The organism is Meiothermus sp. Pnk-1 (assembly GCF_003226535.1).
In the GTDB taxonomy this organism is placed as follows: domain Bacteria; phylum Deinococcota; class Deinococci; order Deinococcales; family Thermaceae; genus Allomeiothermus.
Map to the genome: position 1 here is coordinate 77,230 of NZ_QKOB01000008.1, position 20,562 is coordinate 97,791.

23 protein-coding genes and 1 tRNA gene are annotated in these 20,562 nt (G+C 65.7%); 7 read left to right on the forward strand and 17 right to left on the reverse strand.

Translation table 11 applies throughout. The features are described 5' to 3' along the window. Nucleotide 1: 1 nt before the first annotated feature. Together DNA98_RS12140 and DNA98_RS12145 are read right to left on the reverse strand one after the other, a co-directional pair. Nucleotides 2-760 carry a metallophosphoesterase gene (locus DNA98_RS12140; RefSeq protein ID WP_110531062.1) on the reverse strand — a complete coding sequence of 253 codons (759 nt, stop codon included), beginning with the start codon at nucleotides 758-760 and terminating at the stop codon, nucleotides 2-4. After that, nucleotides 757-1,413, reverse strand: a complete 657-nt coding sequence (locus DNA98_RS12145; RefSeq protein ID WP_110531064.1) for a Rad52/Rad22 family DNA repair protein — start codon at nucleotides 1,411-1,413, stop codon at nucleotides 757-759. The genes DNA98_RS12140 and DNA98_RS12145 overlap by 4 nt, the downstream gene beginning before the upstream one ends. Nucleotides 1,414-1,576: 163 nt before the next feature. Between DNA98_RS12145 and DNA98_RS12150 the strand changes: the two genes are divergently transcribed. After that, nucleotides 1,577-1,960: a hypothetical protein gene (locus DNA98_RS12150; protein WP_233493203.1), complete on the forward strand. Its 384-nt coding sequence runs from the start codon at nucleotides 1,577-1,579 to the stop codon at nucleotides 1,958-1,960. A gap of 46 nt (nucleotides 1,961-2,006) precedes the next feature. Beyond that, a tRNA-Ala gene (locus DNA98_RS12155) sits at nucleotides 2,007-2,082 on the forward strand. Nucleotides 2,083-2,234: 152 nt separating this feature from the next. Here DNA98_RS12155 and DNA98_RS12160 read toward each other — a convergent pair. Then, nucleotides 2,235-2,564 (reverse strand): tRNA-binding protein, encoded by a 330-nt coding sequence (locus DNA98_RS12160; protein ID WP_110531068.1) that lies wholly within the window; start codon nucleotides 2,562-2,564, stop codon nucleotides 2,235-2,237. A 66-nt stretch (nucleotides 2,565-2,630) separates the two neighbouring features. Here DNA98_RS12160 and DNA98_RS12165 point away from each other — a divergent pair, with 66 nt between their 5' ends. Then, nucleotides 2,631-2,930, forward strand: a complete 300-nt coding sequence (locus DNA98_RS12165) for a hypothetical protein (protein ID WP_110531070.1) — start codon at nucleotides 2,631-2,633, stop codon at nucleotides 2,928-2,930. A gap of 15 nt (nucleotides 2,931-2,945) precedes the next feature. After that, nucleotides 2,946-3,383, forward strand: a complete 438-nt coding sequence (locus tag DNA98_RS12170; protein WP_110531072.1) for a DUF420 domain-containing protein — start codon at nucleotides 2,946-2,948, stop codon at nucleotides 3,381-3,383. A gap of 66 nt (nucleotides 3,384-3,449) precedes the next feature. On the opposite strand, the gene minC is transcribed toward DNA98_RS12170, so the two are convergent. Beyond that, complete coding sequence (gene minC, locus DNA98_RS12175; protein WP_110531074.1) at nucleotides 3,450-3,995, reverse strand: septum site-determining protein MinC; 546 nt, start codon at nucleotides 3,993-3,995, stop codon at nucleotides 3,450-3,452. Between the two features lie 89 nt (nucleotides 3,996-4,084). Here minC and DNA98_RS17830 point away from each other — a divergent pair, with 89 nt between their 5' ends. Then, nucleotides 4,085-4,222, forward strand: a complete 138-nt coding sequence (locus tag DNA98_RS17830; protein WP_158531647.1) for a hypothetical protein — start codon at nucleotides 4,085-4,087, stop codon at nucleotides 4,220-4,222. A gap of 4 nt (nucleotides 4,223-4,226) precedes the next feature. On the opposite strand, the gene DNA98_RS12180 is transcribed toward DNA98_RS17830, so the two are convergent. The 6 genes from DNA98_RS12180 to deoC all read right to left on the reverse strand — a co-directional run bounded on the left by DNA98_RS12180 (nucleotide 4,227) and on the right by deoC (nucleotide 9,822). After that, the gene (locus DNA98_RS12180; RefSeq protein WP_110531076.1) at nucleotides 4,227-6,023 is read right to left on the reverse strand and encodes a penicillin-binding transpeptidase domain-containing protein; all 1,797 of its coding nucleotides are present in this window, start codon (nucleotides 6,021-6,023) and stop codon (nucleotides 4,227-4,229) included. Then, complete coding sequence (mreD, locus tag DNA98_RS12185) at nucleotides 6,016-6,495, reverse strand: rod shape-determining protein MreD (RefSeq protein ID WP_110531078.1); 480 nt, start codon at nucleotides 6,493-6,495, stop codon at nucleotides 6,016-6,018. The genes DNA98_RS12180 and mreD overlap by 8 nt, the downstream gene beginning before the upstream one ends. Further along, on the reverse strand, nucleotides 6,492-7,283 hold the full coding sequence (gene mreC / locus DNA98_RS12190; protein ID WP_110531080.1) for a rod shape-determining protein MreC: 792 nt from the start codon (nucleotides 7,281-7,283) through the stop codon (nucleotides 6,492-6,494). Before mreC ends, mreD begins: the two co-directional genes overlap by 4 nt. After that, a complete protein-coding gene (locus DNA98_RS12195; RefSeq protein ID WP_110531082.1) occupies nucleotides 7,276-7,890 on the reverse strand; it encodes a nucleoside triphosphate pyrophosphatase in 615 nt (204 codons plus the stop codon). Before DNA98_RS12195 ends, mreC begins: the two co-directional genes overlap by 8 nt. A 106-nt stretch (nucleotides 7,891-7,996) precedes the next feature. Continuing rightward, nucleotides 7,997-9,163 (reverse strand): phospholipase D-like domain-containing protein, encoded by a 1,167-nt coding sequence (locus DNA98_RS12200; RefSeq protein WP_110531084.1) that lies wholly within the window; start codon nucleotides 9,161-9,163, stop codon nucleotides 7,997-7,999. Further along, complete coding sequence (deoC, locus tag DNA98_RS12205) at nucleotides 9,163-9,822, reverse strand: deoxyribose-phosphate aldolase (RefSeq protein ID WP_110531086.1); 660 nt, start codon at nucleotides 9,820-9,822, stop codon at nucleotides 9,163-9,165. Before deoC ends, DNA98_RS12200 begins: the two co-directional genes overlap by 1 nt. Nucleotides 9,823-9,904: 82 nt before the next feature. Here deoC and DNA98_RS12210 point away from each other — a divergent pair, with 82 nt between their 5' ends. Both DNA98_RS12210 and DNA98_RS12215 read left to right on the forward strand, forming a co-directional pair. Continuing rightward, entirely contained in the window at nucleotides 9,905-10,867 is a 963-nt protein-coding gene (locus DNA98_RS12210; protein WP_110531088.1) for a GNAT family N-acetyltransferase, read from the forward strand. Continuing rightward, entirely contained in the window at nucleotides 10,864-11,742 is an 879-nt protein-coding gene (locus DNA98_RS12215; RefSeq protein WP_110531090.1) for a BadF/BadG/BcrA/BcrD ATPase family protein, read from the forward strand. The genes DNA98_RS12210 and DNA98_RS12215 overlap by 4 nt, the downstream gene beginning before the upstream one ends. Here DNA98_RS12215 and DNA98_RS12220 read toward each other — a convergent pair. The 7 genes from DNA98_RS12220 to DNA98_RS12250 all read right to left on the reverse strand — a co-directional run bounded on the left by DNA98_RS12220 (nucleotide 11,713) and on the right by DNA98_RS12250 (nucleotide 20,474). Continuing rightward, the gene (locus DNA98_RS12220) at nucleotides 11,713-12,807 is read right to left on the reverse strand and encodes an exo-beta-N-acetylmuramidase NamZ domain-containing protein (protein ID WP_110531092.1); all 1,095 of its coding nucleotides are present in this window, start codon (nucleotides 12,805-12,807) and stop codon (nucleotides 11,713-11,715) included. The two genes, DNA98_RS12215 and DNA98_RS12220, sit on opposite strands and share 30 nt — an antisense overlap. Then, nucleotides 12,804-14,573, reverse strand: coding sequence for an ABC transporter substrate-binding protein (locus DNA98_RS12225; RefSeq protein WP_110531094.1), 1,770 nt, complete (start codon nucleotides 14,571-14,573; stop codon nucleotides 12,804-12,806). Before DNA98_RS12225 ends, DNA98_RS12220 begins: the two co-directional genes overlap by 4 nt. Nucleotides 14,574-14,584: 11 nt before the next feature. Next, entirely contained in the window at nucleotides 14,585-15,676 is a 1,092-nt protein-coding gene (locus DNA98_RS12230) for an ABC transporter permease (RefSeq protein WP_110531096.1), read from the reverse strand. Then, nucleotides 15,669-16,637 carry an ABC transporter permease gene (locus DNA98_RS12235; RefSeq protein ID WP_110531098.1) on the reverse strand — a complete coding sequence of 323 codons (969 nt, stop codon included), beginning with the start codon at nucleotides 16,635-16,637 and terminating at the stop codon, nucleotides 15,669-15,671. The genes DNA98_RS12230 and DNA98_RS12235 overlap by 8 nt, the downstream gene beginning before the upstream one ends. Before the next feature lie 73 nt (nucleotides 16,638-16,710). Beyond that, nucleotides 16,711-18,432, reverse strand: coding sequence for an ABC transporter substrate-binding protein (locus DNA98_RS12240; RefSeq protein ID WP_110531100.1), 1,722 nt, complete (start codon nucleotides 18,430-18,432; stop codon nucleotides 16,711-16,713). A gap of 162 nt (nucleotides 18,433-18,594) precedes the next feature. After that, nucleotides 18,595-19,467, reverse strand: coding sequence for an N-acetylmuramic acid 6-phosphate etherase (locus DNA98_RS12245; RefSeq protein WP_110531102.1), 873 nt, complete (start codon nucleotides 19,465-19,467; stop codon nucleotides 18,595-18,597). Next, nucleotides 19,464-20,474 (reverse strand): serine hydrolase, encoded by a 1,011-nt coding sequence (locus tag DNA98_RS12250; protein ID WP_110531104.1) that lies wholly within the window; start codon nucleotides 20,472-20,474, stop codon nucleotides 19,464-19,466. The genes DNA98_RS12245 and DNA98_RS12250 overlap by 4 nt, the downstream gene beginning before the upstream one ends. Nucleotides 20,475-20,562: the final 88 nt, after the last annotated feature.

A 20,562-nucleotide genomic window follows, 5' to 3' on the forward strand; every position in this document is an offset into this window, starting at 1 on the left:
TCTATTGTACTCGAGCCTGCGGAACCTCCGAGATGCGCCACTCGAGCATATCCTCATCCAGCAGCATTTCGAAGTATTGATCGCGGTCGAGGGCATCGATGAGGGCTAGCTGATCCTTGACCAAGATGCCCTCTTTCATCACCGTGTGTCCGTAGACCCCAAAGCGATAGCCCATGCGGGTCACGTAGTCAGGGTTGGTGAACCACCACTCCTTGGGTTCGCGGCTGTTGTAGAACAGGTCGTCGTAACTTTGCAGCCAGGGGACCGGTCCCACGTGGGCGAAGTTGACCCCGAAGATGTTGACCTCGGGAGGGAAACCTGCGAGCCAGGCTTTGAGGTCTTTGGGAAGTTCCAGGCCGCCGTGCTCGGGGTGGAATTCGTGGTGCTCGAGGTACTTGTTTCCCAGTACGTAGCTGCCGGTGAGCACGGCGTGATCGTGATTGCCCATCAGGATGTGGACGTGGCCGGGGGCGGCTTCCTGGTAGCGCTTGATGCGGTAAAGCTCGCGGATCTGGGCTTTGGCGGCCAGGCGCAGGTGCTGGGGGTTGGTGGGGTCGTAGTCCTCCAGGCCGGTGAGCTTGCGGTACTCGGCCAGGGTCTTGGGGTGCATCAGATCGCCGATGAGGATGACCCGGTAATCGCCCTCGAGCACCGGGCGAGTAGGCATGAGCTGCTCGTCGGCGGCGTAGGAGGCCTTTAGCGCTCGCCACAGCTTGGGGAACTCGGCGTGTAGATCTCCGATGGCGATGACCTTGATCACGTTTTTCCCTTCAGGAGGGCGCGCAGTTCGCCATAAAGCCGCTTGGTCTCCTCGGGGGAGGAGCCATAGCCCTGGTACTTCATCACGATGCGGGCCACCTCTTTGCCCATGCCTTGCTCCTTGAGCCGGTCGATGAGCCGGTGGATCAATTCTTGGGGCTCGGGTTTGGCCGGTGGGGCTTCGGCCGCACCTTCACCGGGAGAGGGTTCTTCCAGCCCGGCGGGATGGGGTTCGGGGGGGGTGGCTTCGACCTCGAGCTGAGGAGCTTCAAAGCGCCCTGTGGCGGGATCGTGGTCTACCCACTGCTTCTCCAGCCGGTACAGGTACCGCCCTACCCCGAACTTCACCGCCGCGCGCTTTAGGGCATCGGAGAAAGCGGCTTTGAGGCTATCGCCCTCGCCCACGTCTTCCTTGCTCACCTCGAGCAAGGTAAGGCGGCATTTGACCGCATAGTTCCCCTCTTTCTCCACCAACACCTCGTAGTGATCCTGCCAACCCTCCGGCCCCACCACCTCATCGAGCCGGTCGAGCACGGTGCGAGCATCTACATAGGGCACTACCATGGCCCGGCGTTTGTCCTTCGACAAAGCTTCCACCCGCCACTGCACCTCGCTGGCCGGGAAAGGCTCGCTAAGCTTGCGCCAGTCGCTCATTTGGCTCATTGTATCCGCACGAAACGCTCTGGCATACACCTGAGTGGGGGATCGAGCAGGCCAAACGCTGAACGCGCAAACGCACCTCTTGTCGCCAGACCATTAAGGCCGCGTTGAAAATACCCACATCAGGATTAACCGCCGTTTCCTCTAGCCTACGTGTATGCGACGAATTTCAATGCGGGTTGGACTGATCGTCGTGTTGTTGTGGAGTTCGTTAGCCCTGGCGCAGATCCGGGTGGATGTTCAGCTTCCCTTGCCGGTGATCGTGGTGACCGGGGAGTTGCGGGTGGGCCTAGTGCCGAACGTGGTAGTGGTCGAGCAGGTGCGCGAGCCCCAGGGAATCGTGGTGGTCTACCGCTCGAGCCAGCCTTACAACACCTTTGTCTATCATGACCGCGACCTGCGCGATAGGGGATGGACACGGGTCAAGTACCAGGCCAAAGGGGGCCACTACCGCGCTGAGTATCGCCGCGGACGGACCAAGGCTAAGCTCGAGGTGCAAGACCGCAAGGGCCGGGTCGAGGTGCGTATACGCGAGGGTTAGGGAGGCTAGACAGTTCTGCGGCACCTCGCTAAGATAGGGAGCGCTTGGGGCTGTAGCGCAGCTGGGAGCGCGTCGCAATCGCACTGCGAAGGTCAGGGGTTCGAATCCCCTCAGCTCCACCAGAAGCAGTCCGGGGCTTAGCCCCGGATCCTTTGTTGGCTACGGTACCTTAAGCGCTCCTTCAAGCCAGCTTCGGGGGCTTTCCCGCCTTCGTGACTAGCTTCGGACGTAGGTCGGCGGCCCTGGGCGTGTACATCGGTAAGGCTCGCCGCGCTTAGTAGACCTTACCCCCCAGCGGCACTTCGCGCTCGGGGGTCAGCAGCACCACCCGGTTCTCCTGGTCCGGCAGGCCCAGCACCAGCACCTCACTAGGGAATCCGGCCACCTTGCGCACTCCCAGGTTGACTGCACAGACCACCTGTCGGCCTACCAAGGTTTCGGGGGTGTAGAGATCGGTGAGCTGGGCGCTGCTGGTCTTGATGCCCAGCGGTCCGAAGTCGATCCAAAGCTTATAGGCGGGTTTGCGGGCGGCCTGGTTGGGCTCGGCCCGTATGACGCGCCCGACCCGCAGCTCGAGGCTTTCAAAGGCTTCTAGGGGGTTCATGACGGTTTTCCTCAAGGTATCGGGTGATGCAAATGTCCCGCTTAAGAGTATCGTATACTTCCCAGCGTGCAACGCTTGCTTGACCAAGCGGCCCACTTGATCCGCGAGGCCCGCGACTTGGGCCCGGCGGAGATGGTGCTTCGTTTGAAGGAGGCGCTCGAGATTCTAGAAGCCGTGCGCCCCAGCCCCGAGCGAGACGGCATGATGGGGCTGGCCTACTTGCGCCTGGCTCAAGCCCAGAAAAACCTAGGTCAGCCACGCGAGGCAGAGCGGGCTTTCATGCTCGGTTACAGCTATGCCCGTACCTCGCGCGAGGACCGGGTGCGGCGCTTCGCCGAAAAGCTCAAAGAGGAGTTCGGCGCTTAGGGAGGAGAACTACCGGTGGGACAGACCTTGGGGGATATTGCTGCGACCTTGATCCTGCTTTCAGGGTTGGCGGTGATCGTGGGGGTGGTACTCATACGGCGCGGAGACCGGGTGTGGCACCCCCGGGTGATGCTCACCGCCACCGTGCTGGCCGCGTTGTTTCTGGTGTTTTACCTGCTCAAGTGGGGCTTGTACGGCACCACCCGCTACGTAGGGCCGGAGGAGTGGCGCGGGGCCTATTACGCGCTGCTGTTTAGCCATACCCTGTTGGCCGCCCTCAACGGCCCTTTGGTGATTTGGCTTATCTACAACGCCCTCAAGGGGCGTTTTGCCATCCACAGGGCCTGGGCTCGCTGGACGGTGCCGATCTGGCTCTACGTGGCCGCGACCGGCTGGGTGATTGACCTTATCCTCAAACGTTACGGTGAAAGCGCCGGCGGTATTCGTTTTTAGCGCCTACGGCCTCGGGGGCCGCCGGAGAGGGCGGCCCGCTGCGAGTGCGCTGACGGACGCCAGGCATCAGGATTTTTTGCGGCCCCACGGCTCGAGGACGATAGCCCCCTCTACCACTCGAGCCCGCTCGGGACCGCGCGACGTGCTGCCTGCGGGGGCCTGGGCAAAGTGTTGGGCGATGCGAATTTGCTTTGCCTCGAGGCTCATGGCCCAGATGGTGGCCTCTTCCTGGCCGGTGGCCCCGGCGTGGGCTAACCCGCGCAGCTTTCCCACCACGATCACATCCCCTCCGGCGATCACTTCTGCCCCAGCATTTACGTCGCCCAGCACCACCACCGTACCCGGGCTTTCGATGCGGGTACCCGCCCGGAGGGTGTGGTCTACCACCTCGGTGTAGGGGATCGACCGCTCGCCCCGCGGGGGGCGCAGCGTGATGCCCCGTTCTTGGCCGATCTCTGCCAGGGCTTGTAGTAGCTCAACCCCTACCGTTCCGCAGACTTCGACCTCGAGCGGCAGGTTTGGAACATCGGCCAGGGCTTTGCGCAGCGCCTCGGGGGTTTCGCCTCCATCGAGCCGTACCGCCAAGGCGTGGAGGGTAGCGCGGATTCGCATCGGGATTGTTATACCATTGCCGAAGGCCACAGAAGGAGGCTCGTGGCGTGAGGGGATGAGTTCCCGGCTACAGGCGGTAAGCTATCCCCGTGAGCAGCAAAGCTGAGGCCGAACACTACACCTGGGGGCAGAACTGCGACGGCTGGCATCTGGTCCGGCGACCCACGGCCAAGAAGACCTCGAGTTTCCGGTGGTCTCCCAGCCCCACGCCCACCGGGACCGAGTAGTCCTCTAGGGACGAGCCGCGCTGGGCGTAGGGTTCGGCTGGGCGGGGGACCCGGTATTCACCTTCCAGAAAGCGCTCATGACCTTTTTTGCCGCAGGCAAGGCGACCCCGCTACCCTCTCCGCCGTTCTCAAAGAAGGCCACCACCACTAGGGGAGGGCGAGGATCGTTAGGATCCACTGGGCCGTAGCCCATGTACCAGGCGTGGGATAGCCCCATGCGTTTTCCGGGGATCTCGGCGGTGCCGGTCTTGCCCGCAGTGGGTACCGGGAAATCCTTTAGCTGGAAGCTTGCCGTGCCCTCGGTAACGGTCTGGCGCAGGCCCTGCTGGAGATCGGACCAGTGGGTGCCGGGCACCTGGGTGATGTGCGGGGAAACCGGAGTGTTGCCGATGCGCCTGACCAGGTGGAGCTCCGGCCGTCGGCCCGACATAGCGATAGTCGAGAGCATCCGGGCGATCTCCGCCGGGGTGGCCAGCACCGGCCCCTGCCCGATGGCCACGCTCAGGGTCTCGCCGGGGTACCAGGGCTCGTCGAAGGTCGCGCGCTTCCAAGCTCGCGTGGGCAGAAAGCCCAAGCGTTCGGGGATCTCGAGCCCGGTGGGTTGGCCGATGCCTAACTCCTTGGCCCTAGCGGCGATCTCGTCCACCAGGGGGGCCGAGCCAGGAGGGGAGTTCCACGCCGCTTGGAAGTACCAGGTGTTGCAGCTGTTGGCGATGGCTCCCTTGACGGTCATGGGGCCCATGTTGTAATGGGCCCAGTTGCGCATGGTGAAGCGGCCCACCGTGAAGGCGGCGGTGCAGGGATAGGTGGTTGTGGGGCTGACGTACCCCTTTTCCAGCAATACGCTGCTGGTCACCAGCTTGAAGGTCGAGCCCGGTGCGTAGGGCAGTACGGCCCGGTTGAAGAGGGGTTTGTCGGGGTCTTGGATGAGCCGCTGGATTTCCTCCCGGGGGGTGGGGCGACGGGCGAAAAGGTTGGGGTCGAAAGTAGGGGCGGTGGCCATGGCCAGCACCTCGCCGTTGCGCGGATCCACCGCGATAATGGCCCCTTTGGGTTTTTGGTCGAGGGGCAGGCCGTAGCGCTTGCGGCCCTTGTGGAGATCCTCGAGCGCATCAGCCAAAGCCTTTTCGGCCGCTTTTTGCAAATCGTAGTCGATGGTCAGGTAGACGTCCTTGCCGGGGATGGGCGGGCGGATCACCTGGCTGCGGATGCGTTCGCCGCGGGCGTTCACCTCTACCAGTCGGGCCCCGCGGGTACCGCGCAGGGTGTCCTCCAAACCGCCCTCGAGGCCCGAAACCCCCACCAGCTCGTCGGGGTCGTAGCCCTGTTTGACCTGAAGGGCGTTGGCGAGCTGCACGTAACCTAACACCGCGCCGGAGATGGGGCGGGGGTAGGTGCGCTCGAGGCGTTCCACCAGCTTCAGGTTTTTCTGCCCCGCGGTGAGTTCGGCCAAGGTGGGGATGAGGCCTTCCGGAAGGTTGGCCCGGACGACGACCTCTTGAGCGCGTTCGGGTTTAGGTAGCTCGGAGAGGCCCAGTAAGGCCAGGATGCGCTCCTTGAACTCCACTTCACCGCCCGTGTAGACCAGGTCCACCGCCATGCGGTTGTCGGCGATGAGCTTGCCGTTGCGGTCGAAGATGCGTCCTCGAGGAGCGGTGATGGGTTCAGTGCGCACGTAGTTGCCCCGGCTCTGGGTGGCGTACCGTTCATACTCCACCACCTGTAGCTGCCACAGCCGCAGGCCGTACAATCCCAACACCGCGTAGACCGAAAGCAGTAGCAGCAGCAGGCGGCTATTCATAGCGGGGGCTTTCCAGGCTGCCTCTCGCTAGCCTCAGGAAGAATGGAGCCACCAGCAGGGTCAGGATGCCCTCAGAGGCAAAGACGGAGGCGATGCTTAAAAAGCCGAAGGGTTCTCCTCGCAGCCAGTAGACCATCAGCAGATACCCCAGCCACTTGGTGAGCAGGCTCCCGATGAGCACCGCATACTGCCCTAGCGGCTCGTCCCAGTGGAAGGTGCGCGAGAGCCGATAGAACACGTAGGTTCCCAGCAGGTAACCCATCGGGCCAAACCCCGGATAGCCTGCTGCCGAGAGATCCATCAGCAGGCCCACCGCGAAGGCGAGGATCAGTCCGGTATAGGGCGAAACCCTAGCCGCGATGGCCAGCACGGCCAGAAAGGGTAGGTCGGGGGGAGAGAGCCAGTCCGGCAGCAATCCCGAGATCAGGCTTTGCAGCAAGAAGGTGAGGGCCAGCAGCAAAATCGGTCTCATAGAGGGCGGAGGACCACCACCTCCTCCAGTAAAGAAAGCGACACCGCCGGCTTCACCACCGCCTCCTGACGCAAAGCCCCAGGTGGATGAGGGAGCACCTCTTCCACCTGCCCCACCCGGATGCCTGCCGGGAAGAGGCCTTGCAGCGACCCCGAGAGTACCCAGTCGCCGGGCTTGATCTTCGCCTCGACAGAGAACTCCACCCGCAGCTTGCCCGGAGGTTGCCCGGAGGCGATGCCGCGACCCGGGGCATCCATTAGCCGCACCCCTACCCGTGACTCAGGATCGAGGATGGTGCGCACCACCGCAGTGTTGGGGGTGACTTCGGTGATGACGCCTACCAGCCCTTCCGCCGAGGTGACCGGCATTCCCACCCGCAGGCCCTGATGGCTGCCGACGCCCAGAAACAGCCGCCGGTAGAGCCCAGAGGGGTCCTCGCCCACCACCGGGGCCACCGCCACCACCTGGGGAGCCTGCTCAGCTTTTACCCGGAGCGCGGCGGCGAGCTGGCGCAGCTGGACCTTGAGGCGGGTGTTCTCCGCCTCGAGCTCGTTTGCCTTCTCCCGCAGGGCCCGGTTCTCGGCCCGCAGATCCCGGCGGTCTACGAGGGCGGCTACCGCCCCGCGGAGGTTCTGCCCCACCCGGTAGCTCCATCCGAACCACGGAGCAATCCGGGCGGCCAACTCGCCGGGGAGGGCAGGGGCGTAGGAGCGGGTGAGGCTCGAGAGCACCAAAGTCAGAACCAACAGCCCCAGCAGCAGCACTCGCCGCAGCACCCGCTCAGTCATCGGCCCTACCCCATCGCTGATTGCTGGCGGAAGCCAGCGGATAACCCGCCTGCTTCAAACCCTCCCAGACCCGGGCTACCGGTAGCCCCATCACCGCGTAGAAGTCCCCCTCGAGCCGCTCTACCAGCACCATCCCTTTCCCTTGCACCCCGTACCCACCGGCTTTGTCCATTCCCTCGCCAGAGGCCACGTACCACTCGATCTCCCAGTCTGCCAGCTCGCGGAAAAACACCCGGGTGGCCTCCACCCCCGTGTACTCCGCCCCCTCGGGGGTGCGCAAGGCAAATCCGGTGAAGACGGTGTGGTCCCGTCCTGAGAGCAGGCGGATAAAGCGGCGGTACTCGCCCTGGTCGGCAGGCTTGCCCAAGACCTGTTTTCCCAGCGCCACCAGGGTGTCGGCGGCCAACACCCACTCGCCGGGTTGCCAAACGGTCCGGGCCTTGCGCTGGGCTAGCTCACCGGCCTGCTGTAGGGGAGAGAGGTGCTCGAGCCCCGCCTCATCCGCCCCGGAGACCCGTACCACAAAAGGCAGGCCCAGCCGAGAGAGCAGCTCCGCCCGGCGGGGGCTTCCTGAAGCCAGCACGATCAAGGGTCTCGAGTCTGACATGGTTGTATCTTTACCCGATTGGGCCTGCCCTGGGGGCCTCAAACTGCCCCAGATTACCAGATATCCCCTAACCCCTCCTGATATGGATGAGACCGAGAGAAGCCTTTCAGTCCAGCGGTTTGCCCACTTTCCAGATAGCCTCCACTTCGCGGGCGTATCGCTGGGCCAGGGGTTGGCTTTGGAGGATGAGCAGGTTTTCGTTGTTGTCGCGGAACGCGTTGTTGGAGAAGTTATAGCTTCCGGTGATCACCCATTCCCGGTCGAGCACCATCACCTTGTCGTGCAGGGTATAGGGGTTGGCGTCCCGGCGCACCTCCACCCCGGCCTTTTGCATCTCCCGATCTTTGGAGGCCACGAGGTTGCGGGTCTCGAGCACCGCGCGCACCTTCACCTCGCGCCGCACCGCCTCTTCCAGCAGGCGTACTATCTCGTTGTCGGTGAGGACGAAAGCCGCGATCCAGATCTCCCGTCTGGCCTCGCGCAAGCGCTTCAGAATCGCCTGCCGCCCGCTTCGGCCCCCTTCGGGGCTAAAGTAGACGGTGCCGTTCAGGTCTGGGAAGGCGAAGCGGGCTGGCTGCCCCCGCCCGGTCTCGAGCCCGCCCCACAGGGCGTCAAACTCGGCCCGGTAAGCTTTGGCCAGCGCGGCCGAGGGCAGCCAGAGGCTATTCTCGTTGTTGCGGGCGAAGGCGTTCCAGGTGAGGTTGGTGCTGCCGGTCCAGACCCCCAGTTCATCGGGGATTACGAACTTGTGATGCATGAAGGCCTCGCGGCGGTCGTAGCAGACCTGGAGGGTTACCACCCGCTCGCAGCGTTGGTCGATGGGCTGGATCTGGGCCTGCCCCACCCCGCTTCGCGGCGAAAGGAGCGTCTCCTGGTGGGTCAGCCTCGGCTCGTCGTCGCGCTGGCCCTTGGCCGCCCTCACGATGTACTCGCGGGTCTCGCGCTGGTAGTCGCGGTCGCTGTAGAGCCGCACCGCTACCCCCCGGCGCGCGGCGTCGAGCAGGGCGCGGGCGATCTCGAGGTCGCGGAACTCGAAGGCCGCCACGTCCAGTTGGGCCTTGGCCTGAGACATCAGGGCGATCAGCCGGGCCTTGGCCTTTTTCCCGTCCTCGGGCATGAAGTAACTCTCGACGCCCCCGGCAGCTACGGGAGTGGGTTGGGGCCGGTTCTGCCACCACTCGAAAAACAGGAACAGCCCCAACAGCAGCAACAAGAGCAACAGGCTAGCCCCGTTCAAGGGTGGGGATGGGCGGCGCGACCGGCGACGGGCCATCAGTAGCCCTCTGCAGCTTGACCTTGAAGCAAAGCGACCCCGCTGCTGGTGCCGAGGCGGGTGGCTCCGGCTGCGATCATGGCGAGGGCGGTTTCGCGGTCGCGGATACCCCCCGCGGCCTTGACCTGGGCTTTGCCCCTGGCCACTTCGGCCAGGATCTGCACGTCTTCGAGGCTGGCCCCCCGCGGCCCGAATCCGGTGGAGGTCTTGAGGAAGTCGGCCCCTGCGGTCACGGCGGCCTTGGCGGCTTTCTTGATCTCGGCAGGGGTGAGGTATCCGGTCTCGAGGATGGCTTTGAGCACCTGGCGCGGCACCGCCTGGCGCACGGCTCGGATATCGGCCTCCACGGCCTTCCAGTCCCCGGCCTTGGCCGCCCCCAGGTGGATCACCATGTCCACCTCGTCGGCCCCCAAGGCGACGGTCTGGGCGGCCTCGAGGGCTTTGGTTTCGCTCAGGGCAGCCCCCAGCGGGAAGCCGACCACGGTGACAACCTTGACCTCGCTGCCAAGGAGAAGCTCTTTGGCCAGTTGCACGTAGCAAGGCTGCACGCAGACCCCGAAAAACTTGTGTTTGCGGGCCTCTGCACACAAAGTCTCGATCTGGCTGGGGGTGGCGGTGGGCTTGAGCAGGGTGTGGTCGATGAAAGGGGCTAAATCCACCCCTCTATCCTAAAGCCCTTTTCTCTCCTGGGTAAGGTCGGCCCGGGGGTAGTGGTCGGTTATTGGTATATGCTTGGTATGCATGCTGCGTGTGCTTGAACCCTCCGACCTCCCGGCGTTGCTCGAGCTATGGAACCGCCGCTGGGGGAGGCAGTTTCCGTTGGATGCGGCCCTTTGGCATCAGCAGACCGCAGGCGACCCGCGGCACTTCCGGGCGGACCTGGCGCGGGTGCTCGAGGAAGGGGGCCGGGTGGTGGGGGCGGTGAGCCTCAAGACGCCGCCCTCGCCGCCCTCCTGGGCCAACCAGAACCCGCACAACGCCTGGATCAGCTTCCTGCTCGTCGAGCCGGGGCGGGAGGGGGATGTGGGGCGGGCATTGCTCGAGTACGCCCAGGGCGCCCTCCGCGCCCTGGGCTTCGCCCGGGTGCAGTACGGCGGCGACCCCAGCCACTTCTTCCCCGGCGTGCCGCTCGAGGATGTGGCGCTCGCCGAACTGTTGCAGGCTTCCGGCTTCGAAGCGGGGGGCCTCGAGCAAGACTTCATCCGCGACTTGGCCGATTACGCCTTGCCCGCCGCCGCGCGGGAGGCGCTCGAGGCCAGCGGGTTCAGGATCGGCCCCTGCCGGCCGGAGCAGGTACCGGCCCTGCTGGGCTTTCTCGAGAGCACCTTTCCGGGGCGCTGGCTGTACGAGACGGTGGAGCGCTTGAAGGTCGAGCCCAGCCCGGCGGATGTGCTGGTGCTGGAGGGCGAGGGGCAGGTGTGGGGCTTCGCCCACCTATACCACCGGGGCTCGAGGCGCATCGGGCCGGGGATCTACTGGCGGGAGGCGCTGGGAGGCGCCTACGGTGGCCTCGGCCCCATCGGGGTTTCCGGGGCCTTGCGGGGGCGGGGGCTGGGTTTCGCGCTGCTGTGCTACGGGGTAGAGCACCTCAAGGGGCTGGGCGTGGAGCGCATGGTGATCGACTGGACCACCCTGGAGGGCTTCTACGGCAAGATCGGCTTCGTGCCCTGGCGTGGCTACCGCCCGCACCGCCGCGGGCTATGAGCCTGTACCGGGTGGGGGTGGACGCCGGGGGGACCGCGGTCCGGGCGGTGCTGGCCCGGAAGGGGCCGGAGGGCCTCGAGGTGCTGGGCCGGGGCACGGCGGGGAGCGCCAATCCGCGGCAGGTGGGCCTCGAGGCCGCCCACCGCGAGCTGCGCGCGGCCATCGAGGCCGCCTTCCGGGAGGCCGGGCTCGAGCCCGAGCTGGCGGGTTGCGCCGTTCACGCTGGGGTGGCGGGGCTGGCCACACCCGAGGACCTGTGGGCCTTCGAGGGCTTTCCCCACCCCTACGCCCGGCTTGAGGCCCAGAGCGACGCCACCCTCACCCTGAGCGCCTACTTTGCCGGGGAACCGGGGGTGCTGCTGGTGGTGGGCACCGGCTGCATCGCCTTGGCCCGGGGGCCGGACGGGCGGCTATACCGCCGCATGGGCTGGGGCTTTCCCCTGGAGCAGGGCGGGGGAAGCTGGCTGGGGCTCGAGGTGCTGCGGCTGGCCCTGTCCGACTGGGAGAACGCCCAGCCGAGCCCGCTGGCCGAGAAGGCCCGGGAGCACTTCTCGAGCGTGCGCGAGGCCATCGAGTGGGCGCGGGGGCAGGGCGCGGGTGGCTACGGGCAGTTCGCGCCCTGGGTCTTCGCCGCCGCCGCCACCGACCCGCGGGCCGCGAGGCTCCTGCGGGAATGGCACGACCTCGGGTTGCGGCTCGTCCGCGAGCTTCAGGCCGAGAGCGGGGCCGGGAGCGCCGGGGTCTGGGGCGGGCTGGGCGAGCGCTTCTTGCGGCTGGGGCAACCCGCGCACTACCGGCCGCCCCGGAGGGGGCCGCTCGAGCAGGCCCTGTTGCTGGCCGATCGCCTAGCCGCGCGGGTAGAGCCAGGCGGTTGAAAGCCGCTCCTGGGCGTAGCGCCGGGCCTCGAGCTCCCAGGCGTGGCAGCGCTCCTGGGCCTGCTCCGGCGCGAAGAGCTCGGGCGCGAAGGGAACTCCTAACAGCTTCTGCAGCCAGTCGGGGTTGAGCTCGAGGCCCTGCTCGGCCAGGGCGCCCACCAGGGCCATTCCGACGGGGAGGGCGCGGGCGAGGGGCTCGAGGACGTGGATCTGCACCCCCGCGCAGGGCTGCCCGGCGTGTTTGGAGAAGGCGGGGGTGAAGTAGGCCGGGCGGAAGCGCACCGGGCCGAGGTCGAGGCCGTTGAGCCGCCTGGCCAGCGCCACCGCGTCGATCCCGGGGGCCCCCACGAGGCGGAAGGGCAGGGCCGTGCCGCGCCCCTCCGAGGCCGCGCTGCCCTCGACCAGGCCGGTGCCCACGTAGAGGCGGGCGGTCTCGAGGTCGGGGAGGTTGGGCGAGGGGGGAACCCAGGGCAGGCCCCCGTAGCCGAAGGGCTCGAGCGGGTCGCAGGGGATGACCTCCACCCCGGGCTCCACCAGGCGGGCGCACTCCCCCAGGGTCAGGCCGTGGCGCAGGGGGAGCTCGAGCGCCCCCACGAAGGAGCGGAAGCGCGGCTCGAGCACCGGGCCCTCCACCGGGAAGCCCAGCGGGTTGGGCCGGTCCAGCACCACCACCCGGGTGCCGCTTTGCCGGGCGGCCTCGAGCACCTGCACCAGTGTGGAGACGTAGGTGTAGAAGCGCACCCCCACATCCTGCACATCGACCAACAGGGTGTCCACCTGGGCGATGCGCTCGGCGATTTCGGAGGGGCTCTTGTGGTAGAGGCTGTGGGTGGGCAGGCCGGTCTGGCGGTCGGCGGTGACCTCGGGGGCCTCCCCGGCCTGCCCGGAGCCGTCGATGCCGTGCTCGGGGCCATAGAGCCGCTCGAGCCGCACCCCCGCCCGCAGGAGCGCCACCGCCGAGGGGATCAGGTCGCGGGTCACCCCGGCGGGATGGGTGAGTAAGCCGATCCTCCCCGCCCCTTGCAGCGGGGAAGGATCCAGGAGAAGGCGCTCGAGGCCGGTCATCGCTCGAACATGCTGAAGTTGGTGTAGACGATCCGGTTGTCCTTGACGAAGAAGTTGCCCAGCCGGGCCTGGCCGGCGGCCACCGCGTCGGGCTTGACGATCATGATGACGGGGAGGTTCTGGGCGAAGAGCAGTTGCCAGCGGTCGTAGAGGCGCTTGCGCTCGGCTTGGTCGCCCAGTTGCTCGGCCTGGCGGAAGATCTCCCAGATGTTCTTCTCCCAGCCGAACATCTGGTCGAATTTGGGATCTTGCTCTCCTTTATCCGGCCACACCGAGCGGTGCCAGTAGTTGAGCTGGCCGCCGGGCTGCCAGATGTCCTTGCGCAGCTGGGGGTCGGGCTGGTCGCCGAAGGCCACGATGATGCTCTCGAAGTTGCCGCCGGTGGCGGTGGCGAGCACGGTGCTCTGCTGGATGCCTTGCAGGTTGAGCTTGACCCCGATCTGGCGCAGGTCGTTTTGCAGGATGGCCGCGATGGCTGCGATGGGGATGGAGTCGGAGGCGTAGGTGAGGGTGAACTCCAGCGGCCTGCCGCTCTTCAGCCGCCGCACCCCGTCGGGGCCGCGCTTGAGGCCGAGGCCCTCGAGCAGGCCCGCCGCCTTTTGGAGGTCGTACTTCCCGAGGTAGGCGCGGGTGTCGTAGTACCAGAAGGTGCCCGGGGCCACCCCGTGCCCGGGCAGGCTGGCCAGGCCGTTGTACACGTCCTCGATGATGCGATTCCGGTTGAGGGCGGCCTGCATGGCCTGGCGGAAGGTGAGGTTGCGGAACAGCTCGGCCAGCTCGGGGTTCTTGGCGTCGAAGTTGAAGCCCCAGTGCGGCGGGGAGGTGTAGATGGTGGCACCCTTGAGCACCCGGATTTTTCCCGTCGCCACCTCCTGGCGCTTGAGGTCGGGGAACTGCGCGCCGGTGATGGGAACCTGATCAAGGGCCCCAGCTTGGAACTGGGCCACTTGCAGGTTGGGGTCGCGGATGATGAGGTACTCGAGGCGGTCGAAGTAGGGCAGCGGGTTGCCCTGAGGGTCGCGCCGCCAGGAGTTGGGGTTCCTGACCAGCGTGACCTTCTGGTCCACGGTGTAGCTCCCGATCACGAAGGGGCCGGTGCCCACGATCTCCTTGGGGTCGGTGTTGGTGGCCCAGGCCCGCGAAAAGCCCTGCGGGTCCTGCAGGGGCTTGAACTGGGCCAGCTTGTGCCGCGGCAGGATGGGCGAGAAGGTCAGGGCCTGGAGCACCGCCCCGTAGGGCTTGGTGGAGATCACCCGGAAGGTCAGGTCGTCGACCTTCTCGAACCGGAGCGGCACCCCGGCTACGGTCAGGGTGGCGGCCTGGTTGCCGCGCAGGTTGGGGTTCGCGGCCACCTCGGTAAAGGTGAAGATGACGTCGTCGGCGGTGAAGGGGGTGCCGTCCGACCATTTCACCCCCCGCCGCAGCTTGACCGTGACCGTGCGGGCGTCGCGGGAAAAGCTCCAGGATTCGGCCAGCACGCCGCTGAGCTCGAAGGTCAGGGGATCGAGCTGCATCAGCCGGTCGAGCACGTTGTTGAGCACGGTGTAGGCGAAGTTGTCGATGACTGAGAAGTAGTTGAAGCTCTGCGGGCTCGCGCCCAAAGGTAGCGTCAAGGTACCGCCTTTTTTGCCGATTTCCTGGAACAGGGAAAGGGGCACGTTGGCCTGGGTTCCCGGCTGGGCCAGGGCTTTATTGAGTAGCTGAGGAGCCAGGACCCCCGCACCTAAGGCCAATGCCGACTGAGAGAGAAACTTTCTGCGATTCATAGTCTCCTCCGCTAATCTATGCTGCGCACGTCTGCCGCGTCGCGCAGCGCGTCGCCAAAGAAGTTGTAGGCCAGTACCGCCACGAAGATCAGGATTCCCGGCGTGAGCAGCCAGGGGTACAGGGACAGGGCTTGGAAGTTCTGCGCATCCTTCAATAACAGGCCCCAGCTCGCCATGGGCTCCTTGATGCCCAAGCCGAGGAACGAAAGTGCCGATTCGCCGATGATATAACCGGGCAGGGCCAGCGTAGCGGTGACGATGAGGTAGGAGGTCAGGTTGGGGGTGATGTGCCTGAGGATGATGCGCAGGTCAGGGGCGCCGATAGCCCGGGCAGCGGTCACGTAGTCCATCTCCCTCACGGCCAGCACCTGCCCCCGCACCACCCGGGCCAGCCCCGCCCAGCCGATGAAGGAGAGCACCGCGATGATCCCCAGATACACATAGGTGCTGGGCCAGGAGGCCGGGATGACGGTGGAGAGGGCCATCAGGATCGGCAGGCGAGGGATCGAGAGCAGGACCTCGGTAGTGCGCTGGATCACGCTATCGATCCAGCCGCCGAAGTAACCCGAGACGCCGCCCATCAGGATGCCGATGGCGAAGGAGATCAGCACCCCGATCACCCCCACGGTGAGCGAGACTTGGGAGCCGACGAGGATCCTTGAGAGCAGGTCCCGCCCGAACTGGTCGGTGCCCAGCGGAAAGAAGTACCCCTCGGAGAGCGGCACGCCGAAGAGGTGCAGGTTGGTTTTGAACCCCAGAAAGCTGTAGGGTTCGCCCTGCCGGATGAAGAAGCGGATGGGCGTGGGGCGGGATTTATCCTCTTGATAGGAGGCGATAAAGGTTACCGGATCGCGTTTTTTCTCTAGCTGGTAGACGAAGGGTCGCACCAGCCGCCCCTCGTGGAAGATATGCACGCGCTGGGGGGGCTGGTACACCGCGTCGGGGTGCTGGGTGGTGAGGTTGTAGGGGGCCAGGAAGCCCGCAAAGAGGGCGAAAAGGTAGAGGATCGCCAGCACCGCCGCGCTTACCACGCCCGGCTTGTTCTTGAGGAAGCGCCGCCAGGCCAGGTACAGCGGGCTGCCAGGGTCGAGGCGGCTACTCATAGCGGATCCTCGGGTCGGCCCAGGCCAGCGCTAAGTCGGCCAGCAGGTTGCCGATCATCAACAAAATGGCGGAGAACATCAACAGCGCCATGACCACGTACTGGTCCTTGTTGAGCAGGGAGTCGTAGAGGAAGGGGCCGATGGTGGGCAGGTTGAGCACGATGGAGGCGATGATGGTGCTCGAGATCAGGTTGGGCAGCGAGAGCCCGGCGATGCTGATGAGGGGGTTGATGGCGTTTCTCACCGCGTGTTTCCACAGCACCACCCGCTCGGCCAGGCCTTTGGAGCGGGCCGTGCGGATGTAGTCTTGGGTCAGTACGTCCAGCATGTTGGCCCGCATCTGCCGCATGATGCTGGCGGTGCCGTCCAGGCCGATCACGATCAGAGGAATCCACAGGTGGGCCAGCATGTCCTTGAACTTTTCCCAGCTCCAAGGGGCGTCGATGTACTGCGGGCTGAAGAGGCCGCCCACGTTGGTCCCTCCGCTGGAGAGCACCGCGTAGATGAGCAGCAAAGCCACCAGGAAGTCCGGGGTAGCCAGCCCGAAGTAGCCGACGAAGTTGGCTACCGTGGCGCCTAGGCCGTGCCGCCTAAGCGCGGTGTAGATACCCAAAGGGATGGCCACCGCCCAGGTCGCCAGGATGGTAAGGAGGGCCAGAAACACCGTCCAGCCCAAGCGCTCCCAAATAAGCCCGGCGACCGGGCGGTTGTTGAGGAAGGAATAGCCGAAGTCACCCTGCGCGAACTTGCCCAGCCAGTTTAGGTACTGAACCCAGGCTGGCTGGTCGAGGCCGTACTGTTTGCGGATGGTCTCGACGGTTTCGCGGGAGACCCTAGGGTCATCCAGCATGTTCTCCAAGAACCCTCCCGGCTGGAGCTGGATCACGCCAAAGATCAACGCCGAGATCAGGAGTAGGGTAGGGATCGCTACCAAAAAGCGCCGGAAAACAAAGCTCCACATAGGAAGTCAGAGAAACTGGAGGCTAACAACCCGTCCTCGCCTTTAGCCTCCAGCGCAGGGCAATTCGCCAGAGCTACTTCTGGTACATGATGGGTACGGGGTTATAGCCGGGGATCACGCCCAGGCTGTAGATGTAGTTGCCGTAGCGGTTTGAGACTGCGCCTACGGCGAACTCCTTGGCGATCATGATGACCATGGCTTCGCGGGCGAAGATGGCCTGCCAGCGGTCGTAGAGGGCTTTGCGCTGGGTAAAGTTGGTGGTGCTGGCGGCTTTCTCCCACAAATCGTAGACCTCTTTCTCCCAGGGTAGGAAGTTGCTGAACTGGGGCTGGCCGCCGGGGGTGATGGGCTGGGTGGATTGATGCCAGTAGTAGAGGTCGCCGCCGGGCTTCCAGATGGGGGTGCGCAACTCGGGGTCGGGCTGGTCGCCAAAACCCAGGAGGATCGCGTCCCAGTCCTTGCCGCGTCCGGTAGAGAGCAAATTGGCCGCGAGGACGCCCTGAAGGTTGGCTTTTACGCCGATCGCCTTGAGGTCGTTTTGGATGATGGTGGCGATGGCCGTGAAGGTCGAGCTATTTGAGCCGTAGGTGAGGGTGAACTCCAGCGGTTTTCCGCTGGGCAAAAGCCGGATGCCGTCCGGCCCTTTCTTCAGGCCCAGCTTGTCGAGGGCGGCGTTAGCGGCGGCCAGGTCGTAGGTGCCGAGGAGTTTGGTGGTGTCGTAGTACCACTCGCTCACCGGCGCCACACCGTTGCCGGGGAGCTCGGCCAAGCCGTTGTACACGTCGTCAATGATGCGCTTGCGGTTGACCGCCGACTGGATGGCCCGACGGAACTCGGTCTTGCGGAAGAGTGCGGCCAGCTCGGGGTTCTTGTCGTCGTAGTTGAAGGCCAGGTGTGGCGGCGAGCCAAAGAGGGCGCGGAACTGCACCACCTTGATGGGAGCCCCCTGCACCTCCCGCTGCTTGAGGCTGGGGAAATCGCTCCCGGTGATGTTGAGCTGCCCGAGGTTGCCAGCCAGGAACTGGGCCACTCGAGCTTGGGAGTCGGGGATGATCAAAAACTCCAGCCGGTCCAGGTAGGGCAAAGGCGTGCCGTCAGCGTCACGTTTCCAGTAGTTGGGGTTCTTGACCAGGGTGACTTTCTGCCCCGGCGTGTAGCTTTGCAGCTTGAAGGGGCCAGTCCCTACCACTTCGTTAGGGTCCACGGTGGTCGGCCAGGCGTTGTTGATATCGCCGGGTTTTTTGCCGCCCTCTTGGCTGAAGGGGAGCAGCTTGTGCTTGGGCATGATCGGCAGGCGCATGTAGTGGATGAAGGCCGGGGCCGGCTTGGGCAGGGTGAAGCGCACCGTGCTCGCGTCTACTTTCTCGATCTTTACGCCGGCGAAGTTTCCGGCATCGCCGCCTTTGGCCTCGGGGTTGGCCACGATCTGGGTGTAGGTGAACACCACGTCATCGGCGGTGAGGTCGCGCCCATCTGACCACTTCACCCCTTTGCGCAGCTTGAAGGTGTAGACCTTGCTCTCGCCGGTGATGGTCCAGGAGGCGGCCAGGGCGGGCTCGATCTGGTAGGTCTTGTAGTTGTATTCGATCAACCCGTCGAACATCTGGTTGGCCAAGGTCTGGATCGCCGAGTCGATGGCCCCGTAGTAGAACATGGTCTGGGGGGCGCTCGCGAGGGCCATGGTCAGGGTGCCCCCCGGCTTGCCGTTCTCGTAGCCCGAGACCACCTTGGGCTGGGCCATGGCCAAGCCCATCGCCATACAACCTAGCAGCCATAAAGCCTTTCGTATCGTCATGGAACTCCTCCTCAGGCGTGCCGCCAAAGCCGATGCAACCCTTCTGGAGGCCTTGGGTGCGGACACGAGCGTTACGCAGACCATTCTAATACCAGTAGCTTACCAAAGAGCAACCCCAATTCCGAGAGCGGGCTGGCCCATTTGCCTTGTCCTTCAAAGGCCCTAGCCCCGCCGCTCGAGCGCGGCCCTGAGGCTCCCTGTTTCGGCAAGGAGGGCTAGGGCTTCCTCGAGCCCTAGCCCCCTCAGCAGCAGCACCGCCAGGCTCACCCGCCCCCCGGCGGCCTCGAGGGCGGCTTCGGCCCGTTCCCGTTCGCTTCCGGTCAGCTCCTGCAGGGTTCTGAGCGCCCGGTTCCACAGCTTTTGGTTGGTGAGCGTGACCTCGACCATGCGGTTGCCGTACACCCGGCCCAGCCGGATCATGGTCAGGGTAGAGAGGAGGTTGAGGGCTGCCTTTTGCGCCGTCCCGGCGGCCATCCGGGTCGAGCCCGCCACCACCTCAGGGCCGGTATCGAGGAAGATGGGGTGTTGGGCCTCCTGCAGCAGCGGGGTGTCGGGGTTGTTGGCGATACCGATGGTGAGGACCCCCCGGGCGCGGGCCTCTCGGAGCGCCGCCACCGTGTAGGGGGTGCGGCCGCTGGCGGCTACCCCCACCAGCACATCCTCCTGGGTGAGCCGCGAAGCTGCTTCCCGCCCCGCCGCCTCGTCGTCTTCGGCCCCTTCTACCGGATGCAGCAGGGCCTCCGGCCCTCCGGCCAGCAGGTAGACCAAGCGTTCTTGGGGCCAGCCGTAGGTGGGGGGAAGTTCGGCCCCATCCTGCACCGCCAGCCGCCCGCTGGTCCCGGCCCCGGCGTAGGCCAGGCGCCCGCCCTGGCGTAGCCGGGTGGCTGCGGCCAAGGCGGCGGCTTCAAGGGAGGCGCGCGCAGCCCTTACCGCGGCGATGGCGGCGAACTGGCGCTCGAGCAGGGCCTCGAGGATCTCCCCCGGCTGCCAGGTATCGAGGTCTTTGTAGCGTGGGCTAGAAACTTCGGTGTTCATAGGTGGCTTCTCCTATAGCTTGCGGCGATGGCGTTGCCGACGGTGCGGCGAAGTTCAATGATGCCGCTCTCCCGGTGGCGGCTGGGGTGGACGCGGTGGGTGAGGAGCGCCCAGGCGTAGCCGCGCTCGAGGTCGATCCACACCCCGGTGCCCGTGAACCCGGTGTGCCCGATGGTGCGCGGGCTGCACAAGCTACCACCGCTGAAGCCCGGCTGCCGTAGGACCCAGCCCAAAGCTCGCTCGGAAGTCTGCGGGCGGGTCATCTCCTCGAGGGCGGCTTGCGAGAGCAGGCTTCCATTCAGGACGGAGCGGGCCCACTCGAGCACGCCCGCCAGGGTGCCAAACAGCCCCGCGTGCCCCGCGCCCCCCAGGGCGAAGGCGTTCTCGTCGTGGATTTCGCCCCGCAGCACCCGCCCCCGCCAGGGGCAGCGCTCGGTGGCAACCGAGTTTTCAGGGTTGGGCTTCCAGGTGAGCCCCGCAGGCAGCGGGAAGTCGCGGAGGGGTTTGCCGCGCAGGCGCTCGAGCAAGAGCCCCAGCAGGATGTACCCGACGTCCGAATACAGCGTGGGGCCTGGCTCTTCCACCTCCCAGCGGTGCTGGAGGAGCTGCTGTTTGAGGAGTTGGGGAGCAGTGCCCCAGGTATAGATGGGTGCCCAGGCGGGAAGCCCCGAGGTGTGGGTCAGGAGCTGGCGCAGGGTACGGCTGGGGAGCGGGCTCCCCTGCATCCAGGCCATCTCGGGGAAGAAGCGCGCCAGGGGGTCGTCGAGGTCGGCCAGCCCGTCCTCGACCAGCCGCAGCACCTCGGGTACGGTGAAGAGGACTTTGGTCAGGCTGGCCAGGTCGAAGAACATGGCCGCCTCGAGCGGGACGGGTTCGGGCTCGAGCTGGGCCTTGCCATAAACCCAGCCCTCAGCCTCCCCCTCGGCCCACACGACCCCCAGGGCCGCGCCGGGGATCTGGCCGGAGTCTATGGCGGATTGCAGGATTCGGATAGCGTTTTGGATCATGGTCTTCCAGTGGTCAAGATTTGCGTACTTTTCGGAACGAGCTCTCCGGGAGCGGTACGCCACAACCTCCGTTTGGCGTACGACGTAT

Coding starts and splice junctions, on each gene's coding strand:
- DNA98_RS12225 (WP_110531094.1), bottom strand. CDS start 14,573: ATGAATCGCAGAAAGTTTCTCTCTCAGTCGGCATTGGCCTTAGGTGCG.
- DNA98_RS12145 (WP_110531064.1), bottom strand. CDS start 1,413: ATGAGCGACTGGCGCAAGCTTAGCGAGCCTTTCCCGGCCAGCGAGGTG.
- DNA98_RS12180 (WP_110531076.1), bottom strand. CDS start 6,023: ATGAATAGCCGCCTGCTGCTGCTACTGCTTTCGGTCTACGCGGTGTTG.
- DNA98_RS12195 (WP_110531082.1), bottom strand. CDS start 7,890: ATGTCAGACTCGAGACCCTTGATCGTGCTGGCTTCAGGAAGCCCCCGC.
- DNA98_RS12210 (WP_110531088.1), top strand. CDS start 9,905: ATGCTGCGTGTGCTTGAACCCTCCGACCTCCCGGCGTTGCTCGAGCTA.
- DNA98_RS12240 (WP_110531100.1), bottom strand. CDS start 18,432: ATGACGATACGAAAGGCTTTATGGCTGCTAGGTTGTATGGCGATGGGC.
- DNA98_RS12235 (WP_110531098.1), bottom strand. CDS start 16,637: ATGTGGAGCTTTGTTTTCCGGCGCTTTTTGGTAGCGATCCCTACCCTA.
- mreC (WP_110531080.1), bottom strand. CDS start 7,283: ATGACTGAGCGGGTGCTGCGGCGAGTGCTGCTGCTGGGGCTGTTGGTT.
- DNA98_RS12230 (WP_110531096.1), bottom strand. CDS start 15,676: ATGAGTAGCCGCCTCGACCCTGGCAGCCCGCTGTACCTGGCCTGGCGG.
- DNA98_RS12215 (WP_110531090.1), top strand. CDS start 10,864: ATGAGCCTGTACCGGGTGGGGGTGGACGCCGGGGGGACCGCGGTCCGG.
- DNA98_RS12200 (WP_110531084.1), bottom strand. CDS start 9,163: ATGGCCCGTCGCCGGTCGCGCCGCCCATCCCCACCCTTGAACGGGGCT.
- DNA98_RS12150 (WP_233493203.1), top strand. CDS start 1,577: ATGCGACGAATTTCAATGCGGGTTGGACTGATCGTCGTGTTGTTGTGG.
- DNA98_RS12245 (WP_110531102.1), bottom strand. CDS start 19,467: ATGAACACCGAAGTTTCTAGCCCACGCTACAAAGACCTCGATACCTGG.
- DNA98_RS12160 (WP_110531068.1), bottom strand. CDS start 2,564: ATGAACCCCCTAGAAGCCTTTGAAAGCCTCGAGCTGCGGGTCGGGCGC.
- mreD (WP_110531078.1), bottom strand. CDS start 6,495: ATGAGACCGATTTTGCTGCTGGCCCTCACCTTCTTGCTGCAAAGCCTG.
- DNA98_RS12220 (WP_110531092.1), bottom strand. CDS start 12,807: ATGACCGGCCTCGAGCGCCTTCTCCTGGATCCTTCCCCGCTGCAAGGG.
- DNA98_RS12250 (WP_110531104.1), bottom strand. CDS start 20,474: ATGATCCAAAACGCTATCCGAATCCTGCAATCCGCCATAGACTCCGGC.
- minC (WP_110531074.1), bottom strand. CDS start 3,995: ATGCGAATCCGCGCTACCCTCCACGCCTTGGCGGTACGGCTCGATGGA.